Origin of the sequence: Curtobacterium sp. MCLR17_036, assembly GCF_003234445.2 — a bacterium.
Classification (GTDB): domain Bacteria; phylum Actinomycetota; class Actinomycetes; order Actinomycetales; family Microbacteriaceae; genus Curtobacterium.
In genome coordinates this window covers 2,325,889-2,346,944 of the sequence record NZ_CP126269.1, presented here as the reverse complement: position 1 = coordinate 2,346,944, position 21,056 = coordinate 2,325,889, and the positions used below count along the sequence as shown (strand labels likewise).

The following is a 21,056-nucleotide window of genomic DNA, read 5'->3' as shown; positions in this document are numbered from 1 at the left end:
CTCCTCCGCCTACCGGCTCGGGCAGGGCTTCCGGCGCGCACCATGCGAGCGACCGGACCGTCCACGTGGGGCTTCCCGCCCTCCGTCGACCACGCACCGCAGCGAGAGTTCCTCGTCGTGATCGATCAACAGCCCCGAGTGATCGCAGACGGTGCAGTCGGCACGCTGCGTGCACCGACCCTGGAGTCGGCTGCTCGGGAGGAAACGCGCGCTCAGCGCGATGCGCGCAACGTCACTGCCGGTCGCATCGTGCTGCCCGTGGCGCTCCTCGGGGTCTCGGCGACCGCGATCGTTCTCGGCTTGCGTCGCGCACAGGCGGTCAGAGCGCTTCGGCGATCGAGGTTCGTCGACCCCACGTGGTGGGCTCCGCCGCGTGACGGATGAGGAGGGCGCCGTGACGGACGAAGTGGAGACGATCACCGCTGAGATCCAGCACCACGGGCAGGCGCGACGACTCACGCTCGACGACGTCGGCGGAACCGTACAGCCCCGAGCGTGAAGTGCATCGACCTCCTCGACGGCGCTGGCCGCAGACTGCAGGGACCCTCGTGGGACACGCCCGGACTGTGTGGTCCGCCGGAATCAGCTCGACGGGATGTCGACGATCCGCTCCTCGCCGACGACGGTCTCAACGGCGCCGCCCGACGCCGAGGCCAGGTCGGCGGTCAGCACCGCGAGGTCGTCCGCCGGGACCCAGACCTCGAAGGTCGCGGCGCGGCCGTACGTCGTCGGACCGAGTGTGGCGTGGTGGTGGCGGACCCAGTCGCGCAGGACGTTGTCGAGCCGACCTGCGTCTGCGTGGTCGGCGTCGAAGCGCACGGCGGTCAGCGCTTCGCGGCGCACGGTGTCGGCGGCGTCGAGCGTCTCCGAGACGGCCGACGAGTACGCGCGGACCAGTCCGCCAGCGCCGAGCTTGACGCCGCCGAAGTACCGGGTGACGACGGCGACGACGTCGGTGAGGTCGCGGCGGCGCAGGACCTCGAGCATCGGCACGCCGGCGGTCCCCGACGGCTCGCCGTCGTCGGACGACCGCGCCTGGTCGCCGAGCACGCCGGTGACCATCGCGGTGCAGTTGTGTCGGGCGTCCCAGTACCGACGCTTCACGTCCGCGATGACCGCCTCGGCCTCGGCGACGCCAGGGGCCGGTGCGACGGTGGTGATGAACCGTGACTTCGAGATGACGATCTCGTGCTCCACCGGGCCGGCGATGGTGGCGGGGAAGGAGCGGCTCACCCGTCGAGGGTATCGGCGCGGTGCCGGGGTGCCGCGCTACGATGTCGTGCACGCACGCGGCTGGGGAGGAGTCCGACATGGAGCCACGGGATCCGAAGGGCGGTGCCCTCGACGCATCCGAACTGGCACGACGGCTGAACCTGCTGCTCGACTTCGAGGAGTCACAGCGGGGCGCCCCGGTGCCGTTCGCCTCGATCGAGGAGTACGTCGCGTCGCACGGCGGTTCGCTGTCGCGGGCGAAGTGGACGTACATGATCTCGGGCGACGGACGACGCAACCGCGACACGGAGCTGCTCCGCCTGCTCGCGGGCTTCTTCGAGGTCGACGAGCGGTTCCTGCTCGAGGACAGCGACGTCCCGGAGCGCATCGGTGCCCAGCTCGCCCTCGTCCGGTCCCTGCGCTCGGCGCGGGTGAGCGGGTTCGCCGCACGCACGTTCCCCGGGGAGCTCTCGCCCGAGGCGCTCCGGCGCATCGCCGAGGTGCTCGAGGAGGAGTCCCAGCGCGGCACGGTGGTCTGACGCCGGGTCGATCCGACGTGTACGACGCTCCGAGGCCGCGGCGCCTCGACCTCAGCGGCACGGACGTGTACAGTCTGTAGCAAGTGCTACACACTTGAGTCCGACGGGGGTGGGACTCGGCCGCGTTGGGGGCGGCCGAGCACCACCGACCCCGTTGTCTAGACTCGGACGGTGCTCGTCTTCGCCGCAGTCGTCCTGTTCCTCGGTGCCGTCTTCAACGTCATCACGTGGCCCCGCTTCTTCCAGCGCGTGGCGAACGACACCCGGGCCCGCGACGCCGCGGGCAAGCCGACGACCTTCTACACGGTGCACCTCGTCCTGCTGCTCGTTGCGCTGGCGATCGCCGTGGCGTCGATCCTCGCGGGCATCCTGCTGTTCGTCTGAGCCGACCGGACGCTTCAGCCCTGCTTCAGCGGCGCACGGCAGGATCGTCGCCATGCGCGTGCTGGTGGTCGACGACGAGGTCCGGCTCGCCGACGGGGTCCGTCGCGGCCTCGAGGCCGAGGGATGGGCGGTCGACGTCGCCCACGACGGCGTCGACGGCCTGTGGCACGCCCGGGAGTTCCGCTACGACGTGATCGTCCTCGACCTCATGATGCCCGGGCTGAGCGGGTGGGCGGTCTGCGCCGAGCTCCGCGCCGAGCAGGACTGGACGCCCGTGCTCATGCTCACGGCGAAGGACGGCGAGTGGGACCAGGTCGAGGCACTCGACGCCGGCGCCGACGACTACGTCACGAAGCCGTTCTCCCACCCCGTGCTCGTCGCCCGGCTCCGCGCGCTGGTCCGCCGCGGCGCCCGCGAGCGTCCGACGGTCCTGGAACTCGGCGACCTCGCCGTCGACCCGGCGGCGCGGTCGGTGACCCGCGCGGGGACGCCCGTCGACCTGACGAGCCGCGAGTTCGCGGTGCTCGAACACCTGGCGCGACGGGCCGGGCAGGTGTGCTCGAAGCGCGACGTCATCGAGAACGTGTGGGACGTCGACTTCGACGGGGACCCGAACATCGTCGAGGTGTACGTCGGGCACCTGCGCCGCAAGATCGACCGCCCCTTCGGGCGCGCCGCGCTGGAGACCGTGCGCGGTGCCGGGTACCGGTTGGCGGCCGACGGTGGCTGACCGCGGGGACCGGTCGGTGCCCCGACGACGTCGGTTCCGCTCCGTCCGGGCGCGCACCACGCTCGGCGCCGGACTCGTCGTGCTCGCCGCGCTGGTCGTCGGTGCGGTGGGGTTCGTCGTCGTGCTCCGGCTGGTCCTGCTCGACGGTGTTCGTGCGGCAGCAGAGACGGGGCTCGAACAGGTGTCGTCGCGGGTGGAGTCGGAGGGCGCCGGGGCGGTGCGGGACGCCGAGGACGTGCTCGTCCAGGTCGTGGGGGAGGACGGTGCCGTCCTGGCGCACGGCGAGGACACCGAACCTGCCCCGCTGCCGACCGCCGACGAGTCGACGTGGTCGGACGACGGCGACCGGTGGCTGGTGGTGGCGGACGACGTCGACCTGCCCGGTTCCGGGTCGGCGACGCTGGTGTACGGCGTCCCGCTCGAGCAGACCGACGCGGCGATCCGGACGGCGACCGTGCTGTTGGCCGTCGGGGTGCCGGTGCTCGTGCTCCTGCTCGTGGCGGTGACCTGGTCGGTGACCGGACGGTCACTCCGCCCCGTCGAGCGGATGCGGCGCGAGGTCGAGGCGATCCGCGCCGCCCGACCGGAGGCGCGCGTCGACGTGCCGGACACGGGCGACGAGATCGCCCGGCTGGCGAGCACGATGAACGTCATGCTCGACCGGCTCGACCGGTCGGCGGAGTCGCAGCGACGCTTCGTCGCCGACGCCTCGCACGAGCTGCGGTCGCCGATCACGTCGATCCGCCAGCACGCGGAGGTCGCGGTCGCGCACCCCGACCGGTCCGACGTCCGCGACCTCTCCGCCGTCGTGCGGTCCGAGGCGGTGCGGTTGCAGGACCTCGTCGCCGCCCTCCTCGAGCTCTCCCGCCTCGACGAGGGCGGCACCGGCACGCGACGTCCGGTGGACCTCGACGACCTCGCGTTCGACGCCGTGGCCCGCGCCCGGACGACCGCGAGGGCCGGGGTCCGCGTCGACGGTTCCGGGATCTCGGCCGCTCGCGTGCTCGGTGACGAGCGCGTCCTCACCGCGGTCGTCCGCAACCTGGTCGACAACGCCGTCCGACACGCGTCCTCGCGCGTCGCCGTCACGCTCGGCACGGGCGGCGGCGAGGCCGTGCTCGCGGTGGACGACGACGGTCCCGGGGTGCCCGTGCAGGAGCGCGAGCGGGTGTTCGAGCGCTTCGTCCGCCTCGACGACGCCCGGAGCCGCGACGTCGGGGGAGCCGGCCTCGGGCTGGCGATCGTGCGCGACGCCGTCCTCGCCCACGGCGGCGACGCGATGGTGACCGACGCACCCCTCGGCGGCGCACGGTTCGTCGTGCGCATCGCACTCGCCGACTGAGCACTCGGCGGCTGAACGCGCGGCGACTGAGCACTCGGCGACTGAGCGCTCGGCAGCTGAACAGGGGGCTTCAGGCCTGCTTCAGCACCGCGCCGACATGCTCGTGCCCATGATCTTCCGCACCCAGCACCAGACGTCCACCACCCGCCGCCTCGCCGCGGTCGCCGCCCTGCCCGTGGCGGCGGTCCTCGCCCTCGCCGGCTGCTCGTCGGACGACGACGACGCCGACCGCACCGACCGGGTCGCCGGAGCCGGCGCGACCTCGGGGCCGGCCACCGGTCCGGCGACGGGCGGCACGACGGCCGCGTCCGCCGGGTCGACCGACGCACTGCTCGCTGCCGCCGCGACCGCGCGTGAGGACGTCGGATCGGGCACGGTCCTCGCGGTCGAGTGGGAGCAGGACGGCTCGGGCCACGAGGTCCTCGTCGTCACGAAGGACGGCACCGAGCACGAGGTGCGCACGGACGCTGACGGCACCGCGGTGGTCGGCACGCCCCAGCAGGAGACCGCCGACGCCGACGACCGTGCCGAGCACGAACGGTTCGTGGCGGCCGCCGACCTCGACGTCGAGCGGGCCGTGCGCGCCCTGACGGACCTGCACGACGGCGCGGTCACCGAGATCGGTCTCGACGACCACCGCGGCGCGGTCGTGTGGGAGGGCGACGTCGTCGACGCGTCCGGCACGAAGCACAGCGTGCGGGTCGACGCGGGCTCGGGCGACGTGGTGACCGACCGGGTCGACACCGACGACTGACGGCGGCCGCGGTCGCCGGGCCGCCGACCGCGTCGGATGCCGGCCCGCCGACCGCGTCGGACGCCGGGCCGCCGACCGCGTCGGGCGCCGGGCCGCCGACCGCGTCGGGCGCCGGTCAGGAGGCCGGCGGCAGCGGCGTGCCGAGAGCGCGACGCAGCGCGAGACCGGCGACCTTCTCGTCGGCGGTGTCGAGGAGCACCCGGAAGGTCTCCTGCTCGGTCACGAACTCCACGCAGACGGCGTCGAAGTCGCACGGCTCGATGCGCCAGCCCCGCACCGCGTCCATCGGGATGCGGGTGCGGGCGTCGCGCTCGAAGTCGGTCTCGGCGTCGATGCGGTCCGGGAACACCCGGACGCGACCGAAGGTCCCCCGCCAGACGAGCTGCAGGTCGAGCGAGGGGGAGACAGGAGAGTCCGGCACCCGCCGATCGTACCGACGGGTGCCGGACCACCGGCACGTCCGGAGCGCGTGGTCGCGTTCCGGGGACAGGTGTGCTGCGCTACTCGGTGCCGCCTCCCTCGCGGCGACGCACCTGCTTGGCCGGGTCGCGGCCGGTGACCGGGTACGGACCGGTCACGCCGGACCGCAGCGAGGCGATCTGCATGATGCGGTCGCGCTGCAGGTACCACCCGAGGATGAGCAGCGGGATGACGACGACGAGCGATGCGACCGTGAAGGTGCCTCGCGGGTAGTCGATCGCCATGAGCACGATGACGGTCGCAAGGAACGCCAGGGTCAGCCAGGACGTCACGGGGGCACCGGGCAGCTTGAAGGACGGCTCCTTCGCCAGGCCCTGCTTCGCCCACGAGCGCAGCTTCATCTGGCACAGGATGATCGTGCCCCAGGCGGTGACGATGCCGAGGCTCGCGATGTTCAGCGCGATCTCGAACGCCTGAGCGGGGACGAACAGGTTGAGGATCACCCCGATGAGCGTGAACGCCGAGGTGAGCAGGATGCCGGCGAACGGCACGCCGCCCTTCGTCATCTTCGTCGTCCACTTCGGCGCCGAGCCGTTCATGCCCATCGAGTGCAGTGCACGGCCGGTCGAGTAGAGCCCGGCGTTCAGCGACGACAGCGCGGCCGTCAGCACGACGAAGTTCATGACGGACCCGATGACCTCGCCCACCTGCCGGTTGCCGATCGACGAGAAGAACGTCACGAAGGGGCTGACGCCCTCCTTGTAGGACGTGTACGGCAGCAGGAGCGACAGGAGCACCACCGAGCCGACGTAGAAGACCGCGATGCGCAGCACGACGGAGTTGATGGCGCGGGGGATGACCTTCTCGGTGTCCTGCGTCTCGCCCGAGGCCGTGCCGACGAGCTCGATCGCGGCGTACGCGAACACGACGCCCTGCACGACGAGCACGGTGGGCAGCAAGCCGGTCGGGAACAGGCCGCCGTTGTCCGACCAGATGCTGAAGCCGGTGCGGACGGTCTCGCCGCCCGTCTCGACCGGGAAGGCGAAGAACAGCCAGATGAGCGCGACCACCAGGAAGGCCACGAGCGCGGCGACCTTGATGATCGCGAACCAGAACTCGAGCTCGCCGAACACCTTGACGGCCACCAGGTTCGCGGCGAGCACGATCAGCAGCGCAGCGAGGGCGAGCGCCCACTGCGGGATCGCACGCGGTCCGGCCCAGTAGTGCAGGTAGAGCGCGACCGCGGTCGTGTCGACGATCGACGTCATCGCCCAGTTGAGGAAGTACATCCAGCCGGCCGCGTAGGCGAACTTCTCGCCGTAGAACTCACGGGCGTACGAGATGAACGACCCGGAGGACGGGCGGTGCAGCACGAGCTCGCCGAGCGCCCTGAGGATGAAGAAGGCGAACACGCCCGCGATCAGGTACACGACGGCCAGGGCGGGACCCGCGGTGTGCAGGCGGCCACCGGCGCCCAGGAAGAGTCCGGTCCCGATGGCGCCGCCGATTGCGATCATCTGCAGTTGCCGGGGCTTCAGACCGTGCTGGTAGCCCTCCTGCTCGTGCGAGAAGTCGTTCGCGGGCGCGGGGGATCCCGTGTCGTTCTGCGCTGTCATTCGCGACACGCTACAGGCGGTCCGACACCGTGCGGCACCCCGACCCAGTTGAACGTCCGCACAGCATCGACCCGACCGGAGCCTGGGCGTCGCACGACGTCCGTTGCTTGCATGGAGGGATGGACATCCTCCTCCGACTCCTCGTCGCGACCGGGTTCGCCCTCCTCGTCACCGCCGTCGTCGCCCTCGTCCTGCACCTGGTGCTCCGGACGATCGCGCGCCGGGAACGGTGGGCCGGCGTGCTCTCGCGGCGGACGAAGCACCCGTTCCGCACGGTCCTGCTCGTGGTCCTGCTCTGGGTCGCGTTCACCGCGAGCGTCCCGCGCGACCCGGACGCCTACCCGTGGCGGGACGAGGTCGTGCACGGCTTCCTCATCGTGACGATCGCGGTCGGCTGCTGGCTCGCCTGCCAGGTCGCGATCTTCCTCGAGGACCTCGGCCTGCACCGCTTCCGCATCGACGTGCCGGACAACCGCCAGGCCCGACGCATCCGCACGCAGGTCCTCATCATCCGACGGCTCACCGTCGCCGTCCTCGTCATCATCGCCGTCGGCGCGATCCTGCTCACCTTCGACGGGGTCGAGGCAGCGGGGGCGAGCGTGCTCGCGAGCGCCGGGCTCATCTCGGTCGTCGCGGGCCTGGCGGCGCAGTCGACCCTCGGCAACGTCTTCGCGGGCATGCAGCTCGCGTTCTCCGGCTCGATCCGCGTCGACGACGTCGTCGTGGTCGAGCAGCAGTGGGGGCGCATCGAGGAGATCACGCTGACCTACGTCGTCGTGCACCTGTGGGACGACCGGCGTTTCGTGCTGCCGTCGACGTACTTCACGAGCACGCCGTTCGAGAACTGGACGCGCACGAACAGCGAACTGCTCGGTGCAGTCGAGTTCGACCTCGACTGGCGGGTCCGGCCGGGGGAGATACGGGACGAACTCGACCGGATCCTCGACCGCACCGAGCTGTGGGACCGTCGGGTCAAGGTGCTCCAGGTCACCGAGGCGGTGCAGGGCTGGGTGCGCATCCGGGTGCTCGCGACGTCGCACGACGCCCCGTCGCTGTTCGACCTGCGGTGCTACATCCGCGAGGAGCTCGTCGAGTGGATCCAGCGCACCCACCCGGACGCCCTGCCGGTGCAGCGCGTGCTCATGGTCGACGAGACCGCGCCGCGCCGCCGTGGCACGTCGTCCGCCGCCGACTCGGCGCTGTTCGCGCCCGGGCAGGAGGACCGCGCGGCGCTCTTCACCGGGCCGCTCCAGACGTCGGACATCCCGCGTTCGGAGCGCTGACCCCCACTGCGCGACCAGGTGCCGTGGACGGGACCGACGACGGACGGGAGGCCCGTGGCGGATCCGCCACGGGCCTCCCGTCCGTCCTGTGGTCGCGCTGGCGACCTACGGCTGCCGCGCCTTGACAGCGCGGTCGTCCTCGACGACCGTGCCGATCGCCACGATGGTGGTCGCGAGCCAGGCCACCCAGGTCAGGGCCAGGCGCCAGTCGCGCGGTCCCTGTCGGGTGGTCTGCAGCACGCTGTAGCCGCTGATGAGCGAACTCCACACGGCACCGTTGAACATGAACTTGCGCACAGAGGCCTCCTGTCGTCGTCCTGACAACGCTACCGGTCAGTACATTGGAGCGCCGCTGGTCGCCCGGGCCGGTGTGCTCGCGAAGGAGTGCCCGTGCGTCAGGCCGTCATCGGTGGAGCCCTGCTCCTGGTGGGCGCGGTGTGCGTCGCGCTCGGTCTGCTGCCCCTGGACGACCTCGGCGCCCTGGCCGAGCGGGTGCTGCCCGTCCTCGGCTTCGTCCTCGGGCTGACGATCGTGTCGGAGCTCGCGGCGGACGCCGGGGTCTTCGACCGACTCGCCGACGTCGCTGCTCGGGTCGGCGGCGGACGCACGATCGGCCTGTGGGGCGCGGTCGTCGTGCTCGCCGTGCTCTGCACCGTCTTCCTGTCCATCGACACCACCGCCGTCCTGCTGACGCCGATCGTCATCTCGCTCGCCCGACGCGTCGGCCTGCCGCCGATGCCGTTCGCCCTGACCACCGTGTGGCTGGCGAACACCGCGTCGCTGCTGCTGCCGGTGTCGAACCTCACGAACCTGCTCGCGGTCGACCGGATGGGGCTCGGCGGACCGCTGCCCTTCGCCGGCCTGATGGTGTGGGCGGCCGTCGCCGGCGTCGTCGTGCCGTGCGCGGTCCTGCTCGTCGTGTTCCGTCGCGGACTGTTCGGGCGGTACATGCGCGTCTCGGTGCGGCAGCCGTCGGACCCGGTGTCGTTCTGGGCCGCCTCGGCCGTGCTCGTCGCGCTCGTCGTGGCGCTGACGGTGGGCGTCACGGTGTGGATCGCCGCGATCGCCGCAGCGGTCGTGCTCGTCGTCGTCTCGGCGTTCCGGGCGCCGGAGCAGCTCCGCCCCTCGCGGGTGCCGTGGTCGACGCTGCTGTTCGCGGCCGGCCTGTTCGTCGTGGTCGAGACCCTGCACGCGACGGGCGTCACCGACCCGGTCGTCGATGCGCTCGGCTCCGGGACGGGAACCGGGCCGCTCCTGCTGCTCGGCGGTGCGGGCGCGGTGGCCGCGAACGCCATCGACAACCTGCCTGCCTACCTGGTGCTCGAGCCGGCCGCCGGCCACGACGCACTGCGCTACGCGGCCCTGCTCATCGGCGTGAACGCGGGCTGCCTCGTGACCCCCTGGGCGTCGCTCGCGACCCTGCTCTGGCACGCGCGCCTGTCGAGCGAGGGCGTGCACCTGTCGTGGGGGCGCTACATGCTCCTCGGTTGCATCGCGGCACCGCTCACGGTCGTCGCCGGCGTGCTCGCCCTCGCGCTCTAGCGCCGCGAGCGCCCCGGCGAGCCGCGCTGCACCCCGTCGCGGCGAGCGCAATGAGCAGAAGATGTCGAGTGGTTCCTGCCGACCCGACATCTTCTGCTCACTCGATGCCGGGGCGCCCGGCAACGCTCTCGGTCCCGCCCCGCTGCCCACCGCCCCGCCGATGGTGAGCAGAAGATGTCGAGTGCGTCCTGCCGACCCGACATCTTCTGCTCACTCGGTGCCGGGGCGCCCGACAACGCTCTCGGGCCCGTCCCGCTGCCCCCGGTCGCGCCCGATGCCCGACGGCGTGCCCCGCTGCCCCCGGTCGCGCCCCGCTGCCCATCGTCACGCCCCTGGTGAGCACAAGATGTCGAGTGGGACGTGCCGACCCGACATCTTCTGCTCGCTCGATGCAGGGCGCCGTCGCCGACGCCCCCGGTCGCGCCCGATCCCTGACTGCCCGTCCCGCTGCCCCCGGTCCCGCCCCGCTGCCCATCGCCGCGCCCTTGGTGAGCAGAAGATGTCGAGTGGGCCCTGCCGACCCGACATCTTCTGCTCACTCGATGCGGGGGCGCCGGCAACGTTCTCGGTCGCGTCCCGCTGCCCATCGCCGCGCCCTTGGTGAGCAGAAGATGTCGAGTGGGCCTTGCCGACCCGACATCTTCTGCTCACTCGACGCCGAGATCGACGCCGAGATCGACGCCGGGCCGACGCCGGGGCCGCGACCCCGACGCGGGACGCCCGACACCGACGCGCGACGCGCGACGCGCAACGCCCGGCGTCAGAGCCAGTCGCGGGAACGGAACGCGCGGTAGAGCAGCAGCGACGTCGCGATGATGAGGGAGACCGACGCGAACAGGCCGCTCCACTGTCCCTCGCCGGGGAAGGTCACGTTCTGCCCGAAGAAGCCGGTGATCGCGGTCGGGATCGCGATGATCGCCGCCCAGCTCGTCACCTTCTTCATCACCGTGTTCTGCCGGTTCGACGCCAGGTTGAGGTTCGTGTCGAGGACGCTCGACACCGCGTCGCGCAGTTGCTCGACCGAGTCGGAGATCGAGACGAGGTGGTCCTCGACGTCGCGGAAGTACGGCCGGATGCCGGTGCCGACGGCCTCGGCGTCGCCGTGCAGCAGCGACGAGACGCCGTCGCGCGTCGGCACCACGAGCCGACGGATGACGCCGAGCGCCTTCCGCAGGCGGAACGAGCGTCGCTGGATCTGCTGCTCGCGCGGGTCGCTGCGTTCGAACAGGTCGTCCTCGAGGTCGTCGATCGCCTGCTCGATCGACTCCACCACGTCGGTGGCGTGGTCGACGACGGCGTCGAGCAGCGCCCAGACGAGCCACGGCACCCCGTGCGCGGCGACGTCGTCGTTGGTCGCGAGCCGGTGCTCCATCGACGAGGTGTCGACGTCGGCGCCGTGGATCGTGACGAGGGCCCGTTCGGTGACGAAGGCCTTGACCTCGTGCGTCGCGAGCTCGCCGTCCCGCGTCCAGCCGACGTCGTAGACGACGAGGAACAGGCTGTCGCGGTAGCGGTCGAGCTTCGGGCGCTGCCCGTGCTCGAGGGCGTCCTCGACGGCGAGGGCGTGCAGCCCGAGCTCCTGCTCGACGTGCTCGAGGTCGGCGCCCTGCGGGTCGGTGTAGTCGACCCAGACGAACGTGTCCGGGTCGCTGACCAGGTCGGAGATCCGGTCGACGGGGAAGTCCTGTTCCGTGACGGCACCGTTCCGCCACGCCCGTGTCCTGACCATGCCGGTCAGCCTACGGCGACGGCCGGCCCGGGGATCCCAGGCCGGCCGTCGCGGTGCGCGGTGTGCGTCAGTAGGCGGAGACGAGCTCGCCGTCCTCGACCTTCAGGTACTCGTTGATCGCGAACTCGTCCTCGCCGTGCTCCCGGTCCCCGGTGTACGACGTGTAGTCGTACTCGACGACGCCGTCCTTCGTGCTCTGCACGATGACGTTGCCGGTGCCGGACGCCTCGAGCTCGATCTCCGGCATGGTCGTGACGTCGTACCGCACCGCCCCGTCCGCGTCGTACGGCCCGTACCAGGGGCAGTCGCTCAGCGCGCTGATGTCGGTCTTCGCCGCGCACTCCTCGATGAGGTCCGACACGTACTGGTCGACGTCGTCGTGCAGCGCCTTCGTCGGCGTCGGCTGGAAGTCGATGTAGTCGGTGGCGCGCGGCCCGACCGTCACGGACTTCGTCCCGCCGGTGAAGTACTCCGTCCCACCGACCTCGACGCCGTAGGTGCCGGGGTAGGCGAGCGACTGGAAGCGGCCGTCGGCGATCTTCCCGACCTCCTTGCCGCCGATCGTGACCGGGGCGCCCTCGAGGGCCTCGGACGCGGTCAGGGTGACGATCTGGGCGAGGGGCTGCACGATGCGCCACTCGTCCTTCACCACGAACGACGTGCCGGTGCGGCGCAGACCGATCTGGCCGGAGCGGTTCTTGCCGCCCTGGGTGTAGCTGATCGTGGCGATCGCGTTGTCCCCGCTGGTGGCGACGCGGCCCACGCGGACGTCCGTCGGGCGGTCCTTCGCGCTCTTCAGCACCGTCGAGTCGAGCATGGTGGCGTCGTCGGGCTGGTCGCTCAGGCGGCCGGCGGCGTCGGCGTCGCCGCGCTCGATCGCCTGCACGTACGACTTGACCGTCGCGCCGGGGCCCCAGACGTTCGAGCGCAGGACGCCGGCCGTGACGGCACCGGCGATGACGACGACGACCACGACGCCGCCGGCGACCAGCGAACGGACCAGGATCTTCCGCGACCGCGCCGACATCGGCTTCGGTGCGGGGCCGTCTCCGCCGATGAAGGGCTGCGCGGGCTGGGCGACGCCGGGCGTCGCGCCCCACGCCGAGGCGGCCGGGTCGACCGGACCGCCCGTCGACCACGACTGTGCGCCGGTGTGGGCCGGAGCACCCGGGGCGGCGCCGGCCTGAGCCGGGGCACCGGGGAACGCGCCGGCCTGCGCCGGGCCACCGGGGAACGCACCGCCCTGTGCCGGGCCACCGGGGAACACAGCGCCCTGTGCCGGGGCGTCCGGGAACGCACCGGCCGGTGCGGCTGCGCCGGCGGGAGCGGACACGAGCGGTCGGGGGTCCGCGCCGACCAGGCGCGACACCGCGAGCACGACCCCGCCGCCGAGGCGGGGGAGCAGCACGGGCGCGAGGTACCGGGCGACGGCCTCGACCAGACCGCCCCAGAGCAGGAACACGAACGGCGTCCACGGGGTGACGCCGAGCGAACCGCTGCCGCCGACGGCCGTGTACCCGCTGGTGTCGTAGGACACGATCCCGGTGCCGAGCACGAAGAGCAGGAGCCCGAGCGCGAACCACACCACCGGCGTGGCGACCCAGTCCAGGACCGAGCGGACCCGGTCGTTGCGCCGGACCGCGAGGGCGAGGCCCGCGACGACCGACGTGGCGAGGACGAGCAGCACGGCGAGCCACGTCCAGCCGCCGGCACCGTCGAAGACCGTGGCGCTGTCGCCACCCGACCCGAGACCGGCCGTGCCGAGGCCACCGAAGAAGCCGAGGGCCGTCACGGCGACCGCGACGTTGCCGATGAAGACCGGCAGGGCCGCACCCCACGAGGGCTGCGTCACGAGCGCGACGACGACCACGGCGACCGCGACGACGACGACCAGCACGACGGCCTGCGACGCGGCGACCCGGACGGCGCCGAGGACGCGGCCCGACCAGGTGCGGCCGCCGATCAGGACGGACGGGCGTGCGAGCAGGGCGGCGAGCGCGCCGATGAGGAACGCGCCGACGACGCTGCTGAACCCGACGGCGTGCACGGGCTCGATCTCGATGCCGGGCAGGTCGGGGAAGCGGATCGCGAGCAGCCCGGCGAAGGCGTTCACCAGGACGGTGGTGACGAGCCCGGAGACCACGGCGAGCACGACGACCTGCCAGCGGCCGAGGGCGCGCGACCGGATGCGCCGCGTCAGGACGACGGCGAGGACGACCTGCGCCGCGAGCACGAGCACCGGCACGACCGCGAGCGAGCCGGAGCCGGAGCCGAGCAGGCCGACCGAACCGGATCCGTGCAGGCGGCCGAGGTCCGCCATCGCGACGAGCTGGGCGGGGGCGCCGAGCAGGACGCTCACGCCGGACAGCAGCGACTGCACGTCCGGTGCGCCGCCGGTGCCGAGCTCGCTGCCCGACCCGCTGACGGAGCCGGACCCGAGCGACGACCCGCTGCTGCCGGTCGCGGCGACCGCGACGGTGAGCAGCAGGGAGAGGCCGGCGACGACGTAGGCGGCGACCCAGCCGCCGACGCCCGCCAGCACCGACGCGAGCCAGTCGCGGCCGGTCAGCGACTGCAGCAGGCGACCGAATGCGTCCGACGACTGCGGAGCCGGGGCGCCGGCGGGGGTGGGCTGGCCCGACCACTGGGGCGCGCCTCCCGGCTGCTGCTGCTGCCAGGGCTGCCCCTGCCCCTGCGGGGTCGACGGGTCCTGCGGTCCTGGCTGTCCCGGCGGGACGGGCGGGTGGTCGCTCACGGCTGGTGGTCCTCTCCGGCCAGGAGGCCGGTGCCGCCCTTCAGCACCTGTGTCCCCCCGACACGCGAGGAGCAGCGTACCGGAACCGCCGATCCGCCGTGAATGCGCTGTCCGGGCGCTGGTAACTTCGGGGTCGCACGCCGGCGCCCGAGCCGGACCGACGCACCCGGCGCGCCGCCGGGCGGAACGAAAGATCCCACCACCCCATGTCTGCAGACCGCACCGATCAGACCCGGTACTCGTTCGTCGTCGCCTCCAACCGCCTCCCGGTGGACCGCGTCGTCGACCAGGACGGCAACGAGGGCTGGCGGCACTCGCCCGGCGGCCTCGTCACCGCGCTCGAACCCGTGATGCGGGCGAACGACGGCGCCTGGGTGGGGTGGGTCGGGCAGCCGGCGGTCGAGGTCGAGCCGTTCGACAACGACGGGATCCACATCGTGCCGGTCCCGCTCTCCGTCGAGGACGTCGAGGAGTACTACGAGGGGTTCAGCAACGACACCCTGTGGCCGCTGTACCACGACGTGATCGAGCACCCGAGCTACCACCGTGACTGGTGGAACGCGTACAAGCGGGTCAACGAGCGCTTCGCGACGCAGATCGCCGAGATCGTCGAGCAGGACGGCATCGTCTGGGTGCAGGACTACCAGCTGCAGCTCGTGCCGGCACTGCTCCGGGCGAAGCGGCCCGACCTGACGATCGGCTTCTTCAACCACATCCCGTTCCCGCCCGTCGGCATCTACGCGCAGCTGCCCTGGCGTGCGCAGATCCTCGACGGCCTGCTCGGCGCCGACGTCATCGGCTTCCAGCGGCAGGACGACGCCAGCGACTTCCTCCGTGCGGTCCGGCACATCAAGGGCTACACGACGAAGGGGTCGATGATCGACGTGCCCGTCGACGACCCGGACGCGCCACGGAGCCGCAAGGGCATCACGGTGCGCCACGTCGAGGCGCGGCACTTCCCGATCTCGATCGACGCCGAGAGCTTCGAGGCGATCGCCCGCCGGCCCGAGGTGCAGGAACGCGCCCGCGAGATCCGGTCGAGCCTCGGCAACCCGAAGACGGTGCTGCTCGGCGTCGACCGGCTCGACTACACCAAGGGCATCCGGCACCGCATCAAGGCGTTCGGCGAGCTCGTCGAGGACGGCCGCATCAAGGTCGAGGACGCGACGCTCATCCAGGTCGCCAGCCCGAGCCGCGAGCGCGTCGACACCTACGCGACGCTGCGCGACGAGATCGAGCTGAGCGTCGGACGCATCAACGGCGACCTCGGCGTCATCGGGCACCAGCCGATCTCGTACCTGCACCACGGCTACCCGCGCGAGGAGATGGTCGCGCTCTACCTGGCCGCGGACATCATGCTCGTCACCGCGCTGCGCGACGGCATGAACCTCGTCGCCAAGGAGTACGTCGCGGCCCGCTTCGACACCGACGGGGTCCTCATCCTCTCCGAGTTCGCCGGCGCGGCCGACGAGCTCAAGCAGGCCGTCATCGTGAACCCGCACGACATCGGCGCGCTGAAGGACAGCATCCTGCGCGCCGTCGAGATGCCCCGCCGGGAGCGCTCGACCCGGATGCGCGCGCTCCGCAAGCGCGTGCGCGACAACGACGTGGCCCGCTGGTCGCGTTCCTTCCTCGAGGCGCTCGACCGGCACGCGCCGCGCAATGCGCAGCTCGACCCGTCCGCCACGGACCCGGCGGACCGCCACCGCGAGGCGCAGACCGACGGCACGTCGATCTTCGACCAGGACGCGCAGTCCGCGCGGGCCGCCGAGGACACCCGGGAGGCCCGTGATGCGTGAGCCCACCGCCGACCTGTCCGCCGTCACGGCGGCACTCGAGACGCTCGCGGCTGCGCCGCGACTCGTCGTCGCACTGGACTTCGACGGCACGCTCGCGCCGTTCGCCGACGAGCCCTCGCAGGTCGGCGCGCTCCCGGGGTCCTGGGCGGCCGTGCTCACCCTGCACCGTGCGCCGGACACCGAGGTGGTCCTCGTCTCGGGTCGACCGCTCGACAGCCTGGCCGCCGTGTCGTACGCCCCCGAGGGCATGGCGCTCGTCGGCTCGCACGGCGTCGAGTGGCGCGTCGACGGTCACGACGAGGCCGCGCTGACCGACGACGAGGCCGAGCGCGTGGCGCGGGTCGGCGCTGCGCTCGACGAGGTCGGTGCGCGGTACCCCGGCGTCGTCATCGAGCACAAGCCGGCCGGCCACGGGGTGCACACCCGCCGTGTCAGCGCCGAGGTCGCCGCCCGGGCGGACGCCGACGCGAGCGAGGCCGCGCACGCCGCCGACCCCGACGTGCTCGAGCGCGGCGGTAAGGACATCGTCGAGTTCGCCGTCCGGCACGTCACGAAGGGCGACGCGATCGTGCGGCTCCGCGAGCTGCACGGTGCCGACGCGGTGTTCTTCGCCGGCGACGACGTCACCGACGAGGACGCCTTCCGCGTGCTCGGCGACGGCGACGTCGGCGTCAAGGTGGGTCCGGGGGAGACCACCGCCGGGTACCGCGTCGCCGATCCGGCGGCGCTCACCGACGTCCTGAAGCAGCTCGCTCGCCTCCGGGCGACGCGCTGAGCAGGTGATCCGGGCCTCCCCTCCGTCCCCGTGAACATGCGGACGCATGTTGTTGCGCGACTGGTATCCCAAAGCGTCCTAGACTCACCCCATGCCTGATATCGACGTCAAGCCGCGCAGCCGGGTCGTCACCGACGGGATCGAAGCAACCACCTCGCGTGGCATGCTGCGGGCCGTCGGTATGGGAGACGAGGACTGGAGCAAGCCGCAGATCGGCATCGCGTCCTCGTGGAACGAGATCACGCCGTGCAACCTGTCGCTCGACCGGCTCGCGCAGGGCGCCAAGGAAGGCGTGCACTCCGGCGGCGGCTACCCGCTGCAGTTCGGCACCATCTCCGTCTCCGACGGCATCTCGATGGGCCACGAGGGCATGCACTTCTCGCTCGTCTCGCGCGAGGTCATCGCGGACAGCGTCGAGACCGTCGTGAACGCCGAGCGCCTGGACGGCACCGTCCTGCTCGCCGGCTGCGACAAGTCCCTGCCGGGCATGCTCATGGCCGCTGCTCGCCTCGACCTGGCGAGCGTCTTCCTCTACGCGGGCTCGGTCATGCCGGGCTACGTGAAGCAGGCCGACGGCACCATGAAGGAGGTCACGATCATCGACTCCTTCGAGGGCGTCGGCGCCTGCAAGGCCGGCACCATGTCCGAGGAGGAGCTCAAGAAGATCGAGTGCGCCATCGTCCCGGGCGAGGGCGCCTGCGGTGGCATGTACACGGCGAACACGATGGCGAGCCTGGCCGAGGCGCTCGGCATGTCGCTGCCGGGCTCGGCCGCGCCGCCGTCCGCGGACCGTCGCCGCGACTACTACGCGCACCGTTCCGGCGAGGCCGTCGTGCGGATGCTCGAGCTCGGCCTCACCGCCCGGCAGATCCTGACCAAGGAGGCGTTCGAGAACGCCATCACCGTGCTCATGGCGCTCGGCGGCTCGACGAACGCCGTCCTGCACCTGCTCGCGATCGCCTACGAGGCCGAGGTCGAGCTGTCGCTCGACGACTTCAACCGCATCGGCTCGAAGGTCCCGCACCTCGCCGACATGAAGCCGTTCGGGCGCTACGTCATGAAGGACATCGACCAGCAGGGCGGCATCCCGGTGGTCATGAAGGCGCTGCTCGACGCCGGGCTGCTGCACGGCGACGCGATGACCGTCACCGGCAAGACCCTCGCCGAGAACCTCGCCGAGATCGACCCGCCGGCGCTCGACGGCGAGGTCCTCCGCACCCTCGACAACCCGATCCACGAGACCGGCGGCCTGACGGTCCTGCAGGGCTCGTTCGCACCCGAGGGTGCCGTGGTGAAGACCGCGGGCTTCGACGCCGAGGTGTTCGAGGGCCCCGCCCGGGTGTTCGACCGGGAGCGTGCCGCGATGGACGCCCTCACCGAGGGGACGATCCAGAAGGGCGACGTCGTCGTCATCCGCTACGAGGGCCCGAAGGGCGGCCCCGGCATGCGCGAGATGCTCGCCATCACCGCGGCGATCAAGGGCGCGGGCCTCGGCAAGGATGTACTACTCTTGACCGACGGTCGATTCTCAGGCGGCACAACCGGCCTGTGCATCGGCCACATCGCACCGGAAGCAGTGGACGCAGGTCCCGTCGCTTTCGTTCGTGATGGCGACCGCATCCGTGTCGACATCGCGGCTCGTTCGCTCGACCTACTGGTCGACCCGGCCGAGCTGGAGGCCCGCCGTGACGGCTGGGCCCCGCTGCCCCCGCGCTACACCCGCGGAGTCCTCGCGAAGTACGCCAAGCTCGTCAAGTCCGCCGCCCAGGGCGCGGTCACGGGCTAGCGTCCGACACCCGCACCACCGCCACCTCTCCAGGCAAGGACCACCTCATGCCCACGGAAGCAACCCCGTTGTCCGCGGCCGCCGGTGCACGCCGGTCGCCGGAGATCCTCACCGGCTCGGGAGCCGTCCTCCGGACGCTCGAGCACCTCGGGATCACCGACGTCTTCGGCCTGCCGGGCGGCGCGATCATCCCGTTCTACGACGAGCTCATGGCGTCGACGACGATCCGGCACATCCTCGTCCGGCACGAGCAGGGCGCCGGCCACGCCGCCGAGGGGTACGCCTCGTCGTCCGGCAAGGTCGGCGTCGCCATCGCAACCTCCGGCCCCGGCGCGACGAACCTCGTCACCGCGATCGCCGACGCCTACATGGACTCGGTGCCGTTCATCGCGATCACCGGCCAGGTGTTCTCGACGCTGATGGGCACGGACGCGTTCCAGGAGGCCGACATCGTCGGCATCACGATGCCGATCACGAAGCACTCGTTCCTCGTGACGAACCCGGCCGACATCCCGGCGACGCTCGCCGCCGCGCACCAGATCGCGACGACCGGTCGCCCCGGCCCGGTGCTCGTCGACATCACGAAGGACGCCCAGCAGCTGTCGGCGCCCTACGTGTGGCCGCCGCAGGTCGACCTGCCCGGCTACCGACCGGTGACGAAGGCGCACGGCAAGCAGATCACCGCGGCCGCCCAGCTGCTCGCCGAGGCCGAGCGCCCGGTGCTGTACGTCGGCGGCGGCGTCATCCGCTCCGGCGCGACCGCCGAGCTGCTCCGCTTCGCCGAGGCGACCGGTGCCCCCGTGGTCACGACGCTGATGGCCCGCGGCGCGTTCCCGGACTCGCACCCGCAGCACCTCGGCATGCCCGGCATGCACGGCACCGTGCCCGCGGTGCTCGGCCTGCAGGACAGCGACCTCATCATCGCGCTCGGCGCCCGCTTCGACGACCGCGTGACCGGCAAGGCGGACGAGTTCGCGCCCGGCGCCAAGGTCGTGCACGTCGACATCGACCCCGCCGAGATCTCGAAGATCCGCTTCGCCGACGTCCCGATCGTCGGTGACGCACGCGAGGTCCTCGTCGACCTGCTCGACGCCTGGGGCGGCATCGCCGCCGACGACCGCGCCTCGACCGCCGCGTGGTGGGCGAAGCTCGAGCAGCTGAAGACCGACTTCCCGCTCGGCTACGCGGAGCCCACCGACGGACTCCTCGCCCCGCAGGCGATCATCAAGCGCATCGGCGAGCTGACCGGCCCCGAGGCGGTCTACGCCTCCGGTGTCGGCCAGCACCAGATGTGGTCGGCGCAGTTCATCAAGTACGAGCGGCCGAACGCCTGGCTGAACTCCGGCGGCGCCGGCACGATGGGCTACTCCGTCCCGGCCGCGATGGGCGCGAAGGTCGCCCAGCCGGACCGCGTGGTCTGGGCGATCGACGGCGACGGCTGCTTCCAGATGACGAACCAGGAACTCGCGACCTGCGTCATCAACGACATCCCGATCAAGGTCGCGATCATCAACAACTCGTCGCTCGGCATGGTGCGGCAGTGGCAGACGCTGTTCTACGACGGCCGGCACTCCTTCACCGACCTCGAGACGGGGCACCAGTCGCGCCGCGTGCCCGACTTCGTGAAGCTCGCCGACGCCTACGGTGCCCTCGGCATCCGCGTCGAGAAGGCGGACGAGGTCGACGCCGCGATCGAGCTCGCCCTCGCGACGAACGACCGTCCGGTGGTCATCGACTTCGTGGTGAGCCGCGACTCGATGGTCTGGCCGATGGTCCCGCAGGGGGTCGGCAACTCCTCGATCGAGTACGCCCGCGCCCTCGCCCCCAGCTGGGACGACGAGGACGCCGACATGACGGGGGAAACCGCATGAGCCACGTCCTCTCCCTCCTCGTCGAGGACAAGCCGGGCCTGTTGACCCGCGTGGCCGGGCTGTTCGCCCGCCGCGGCTTCAACATCGAGTCGCTCGCCGTCGGCAACACCGAGGTCGACGGCCTCAGCCGGATCACCGTCGTCGTCGACGTCGAGGACCTCCCGCTGGAGCAGGTGACGAAGCAGCTCAACAAGCTGGTCAACGTCATCAAGATCGTCGAGCTCGACTTCTCGCAGTCGGTCCAGCGCGAGCACATGCTCGTCAAGGTCCGGGTCGACAACCAGACCCGTTCGGCCGTGCTCGAGGCAGTGAACCTGTTCCGCGCACAGGTCGTCGACGTCGCGAACGACTCGCTCATCGTCGAGGTGACCGGTGACCCCGGCAAGATCCAGGCGATCCTCCGCGTCCTCGAGCCCTACGGCATCAAGGAGCTCGCGCGGGCCGGCCTGCTCGGCATGGGCCGCGGGCCGAAGAGCATCACCGACCGGGTGCGCTGAGCGCACCCCACAGACCACCAGA

At 71.9% G+C, this 21,056-nt stretch carries 18 protein-coding genes; 12 read left to right on the top strand and 6 right to left on the bottom strand.

Annotated features, from left to right (window positions below; all coding sequences use genetic code 11):
- Positions 1–582: 582 nt before the first annotated feature.
- Entirely contained in the window at positions 583–1,233 is a 651-nt protein-coding gene (locus DEI99_RS10965; protein WP_111041143.1) for an IMPACT family protein, read from the bottom strand.
- A 77-nt stretch (positions 1,234–1,310) separates the two neighbouring features.
- Between DEI99_RS10965 and DEI99_RS10960 the strand changes: the two genes are divergently transcribed.
- From DEI99_RS10960 to DEI99_RS10940, 5 genes are all read left to right on the top strand, one after another.
- Positions 1,311–1,751 (top strand): hypothetical protein, encoded by a 441-nt coding sequence (locus DEI99_RS10960; RefSeq protein ID WP_071261790.1) that lies wholly within the window; start codon positions 1,311–1,313, stop codon positions 1,749–1,751.
- A gap of 171 nt (positions 1,752–1,922) precedes the next feature.
- Positions 1,923–2,135: an SCO4848 family membrane protein gene (locus DEI99_RS10955; RefSeq protein ID WP_111041142.1), complete on the top strand. Its 213-nt coding sequence runs from the start codon at positions 1,923–1,925 to the stop codon at positions 2,133–2,135.
- 52 nt (positions 2,136–2,187) lie between these two features.
- The gene (locus DEI99_RS10950) at positions 2,188–2,865 is read left to right on the top strand and encodes a response regulator transcription factor (RefSeq protein ID WP_111041141.1); all 678 of its coding nucleotides are present in this window, start codon (positions 2,188–2,190) and stop codon (positions 2,863–2,865) included.
- 16 nt (positions 2,866–2,881) lie between these two features.
- On the top strand, positions 2,882–4,207 hold the full coding sequence (locus tag DEI99_RS10945; RefSeq protein WP_111041192.1) for a sensor histidine kinase: 1,326 nt from the start codon (positions 2,882–2,884) through the stop codon (positions 4,205–4,207).
- Between the two features lie 109 nt (positions 4,208–4,316).
- A complete protein-coding gene (locus DEI99_RS10940) occupies positions 4,317–4,961 on the top strand; it encodes a PepSY domain-containing protein (RefSeq protein WP_111041140.1) in 645 nt (214 codons plus the stop codon).
- A 115-nt stretch (positions 4,962–5,076) separates the two neighbouring features.
- On the opposite strand, the gene DEI99_RS10935 is transcribed toward DEI99_RS10940, so the two are convergent.
- The gene (locus DEI99_RS10935) at positions 5,077–5,382 is read right to left on the bottom strand and encodes a hypothetical protein (RefSeq protein WP_111041139.1); all 306 of its coding nucleotides are present in this window, start codon (positions 5,380–5,382) and stop codon (positions 5,077–5,079) included.
- A 79-nt stretch (positions 5,383–5,461) separates the two neighbouring features.
- Positions 5,462–6,997, bottom strand: coding sequence for an amino acid permease (locus DEI99_RS10930; RefSeq protein WP_111041138.1), 1,536 nt, complete (start codon positions 6,995–6,997; stop codon positions 5,462–5,464).
- Positions 6,998–7,116: 119 nt separating this feature from the next.
- On the opposite strand from DEI99_RS10930, the gene DEI99_RS10925 reads away from it, so the two are divergent.
- Positions 7,117–8,280 (top strand): mechanosensitive ion channel family protein, encoded by a 1,164-nt coding sequence (locus tag DEI99_RS10925; protein ID WP_111041137.1) that lies wholly within the window; start codon positions 7,117–7,119, stop codon positions 8,278–8,280.
- A gap of 105 nt (positions 8,281–8,385) precedes the next feature.
- Here the strand turns inward: DEI99_RS10925 and DEI99_RS10920 are convergent, their stop codons facing one another.
- Positions 8,386–8,577, bottom strand: coding sequence for a hypothetical protein (locus DEI99_RS10920; protein ID WP_071261817.1), 192 nt, complete (start codon positions 8,575–8,577; stop codon positions 8,386–8,388).
- 93 nt (positions 8,578–8,670) lie between these two features.
- Here DEI99_RS10920 and DEI99_RS10915 point away from each other — a divergent pair, with 93 nt between their 5' ends.
- Positions 8,671–9,822 carry an SLC13 family permease gene (locus DEI99_RS10915; protein ID WP_111041191.1) on the top strand — a complete coding sequence of 384 codons (1,152 nt, stop codon included), beginning with the start codon at positions 8,671–8,673 and terminating at the stop codon, positions 9,820–9,822.
- A gap of 760 nt (positions 9,823–10,582) precedes the next feature.
- On the opposite strand, the gene DEI99_RS10910 is transcribed toward DEI99_RS10915, so the two are convergent.
- Positions 10,583–11,551 carry a magnesium transporter CorA family protein gene (locus DEI99_RS10910; RefSeq protein ID WP_111042874.1) on the bottom strand — a complete coding sequence of 323 codons (969 nt, stop codon included), beginning with the start codon at positions 11,549–11,551 and terminating at the stop codon, positions 10,583–10,585.
- Positions 11,552–11,618: 67 nt separating this feature from the next.
- Positions 11,619–14,306 carry a hypothetical protein gene (locus DEI99_RS10905; RefSeq protein ID WP_111042873.1) on the bottom strand — a complete coding sequence of 896 codons (2,688 nt, stop codon included), beginning with the start codon at positions 14,304–14,306 and terminating at the stop codon, positions 11,619–11,621.
- Between the two features lie 206 nt (positions 14,307–14,512).
- On the opposite strand from DEI99_RS10905, the gene DEI99_RS10900 reads away from it, so the two are divergent.
- The 5 genes from DEI99_RS10900 (at position 14,513) to ilvN (ending at position 21,034) form a co-directional block, all read left to right on the top strand.
- Complete coding sequence (locus DEI99_RS10900) at positions 14,513–16,105, top strand: alpha,alpha-trehalose-phosphate synthase (UDP-forming) (RefSeq protein WP_071261822.1); 1,593 nt, start codon at positions 14,513–14,515, stop codon at positions 16,103–16,105.
- Positions 16,098–16,880 (top strand): trehalose-phosphatase, encoded by a 783-nt coding sequence (gene otsB / locus DEI99_RS10895; RefSeq protein WP_111042872.1) that lies wholly within the window; start codon positions 16,098–16,100, stop codon positions 16,878–16,880. Before DEI99_RS10900 ends, otsB begins: the two co-directional genes overlap by 8 nt.
- A 91-nt stretch (positions 16,881–16,971) precedes the next feature.
- The gene (ilvD, locus tag DEI99_RS10890; RefSeq protein WP_284180799.1) at positions 16,972–18,666 is read left to right on the top strand and encodes a dihydroxy-acid dehydratase; all 1,695 of its coding nucleotides are present in this window, start codon (positions 16,972–16,974) and stop codon (positions 18,664–18,666) included.
- Positions 18,667–18,713: 47 nt separating this feature from the next.
- Positions 18,714–20,537: an acetolactate synthase large subunit gene (locus DEI99_RS10885; protein WP_111042870.1), complete on the top strand. Its 1,824-nt coding sequence runs from the start codon at positions 18,714–18,716 to the stop codon at positions 20,535–20,537.
- Positions 20,534–21,034, top strand: coding sequence for an acetolactate synthase small subunit (gene ilvN, locus DEI99_RS10880; protein WP_022907763.1), 501 nt, complete (start codon positions 20,534–20,536; stop codon positions 21,032–21,034). Before DEI99_RS10885 ends, ilvN begins: the two co-directional genes overlap by 4 nt.
- Positions 21,035–21,056 lie beyond the last annotated feature (22 nt).

What these genes read in the sequence shown, in the direction of transcription:
- DEI99_RS10960 (WP_071261790.1), top strand. Translation starts at nt 1,311, where the DNA reads ATGGAGCCACGGGATCCGAAGGGCGGTGCCCTCGACGCATCCGAACTG.
- DEI99_RS10950 (WP_111041141.1), top strand. Translation starts at nt 2,188, where the DNA reads ATGCGCGTGCTGGTGGTCGACGACGAGGTCCGGCTCGCCGACGGGGTC.
- DEI99_RS10940 (WP_111041140.1), top strand. Translation starts at nt 4,317, where the DNA reads ATGATCTTCCGCACCCAGCACCAGACGTCCACCACCCGCCGCCTCGCC.
- DEI99_RS10930 (WP_111041138.1), bottom strand. Translation starts at nt 6,997, where the DNA reads ATGACAGCGCAGAACGACACGGGATCCCCCGCGCCCGCGAACGACTTC.
- DEI99_RS10925 (WP_111041137.1), top strand. Translation starts at nt 7,117, where the DNA reads ATGGACATCCTCCTCCGACTCCTCGTCGCGACCGGGTTCGCCCTCCTC.
- DEI99_RS10910 (WP_111042874.1), bottom strand. Translation starts at nt 11,551, where the DNA reads ATGGTCAGGACACGGGCGTGGCGGAACGGTGCCGTCACGGAACAGGAC.
- DEI99_RS10900 (WP_071261822.1), top strand. Translation starts at nt 14,513, where the DNA reads ATGTCTGCAGACCGCACCGATCAGACCCGGTACTCGTTCGTCGTCGCC.
- otsB (WP_111042872.1), top strand. Translation starts at nt 16,098, where the DNA reads ATGCGTGAGCCCACCGCCGACCTGTCCGCCGTCACGGCGGCACTCGAG.
- ilvD (WP_284180799.1), top strand. Translation starts at nt 16,972, where the DNA reads ATGCCTGATATCGACGTCAAGCCGCGCAGCCGGGTCGTCACCGACGGG.
- DEI99_RS10885 (WP_111042870.1), top strand. Translation starts at nt 18,714, where the DNA reads ATGCCCACGGAAGCAACCCCGTTGTCCGCGGCCGCCGGTGCACGCCGG.
- ilvN (WP_022907763.1), top strand. Translation starts at nt 20,534, where the DNA reads ATGAGCCACGTCCTCTCCCTCCTCGTCGAGGACAAGCCGGGCCTGTTG.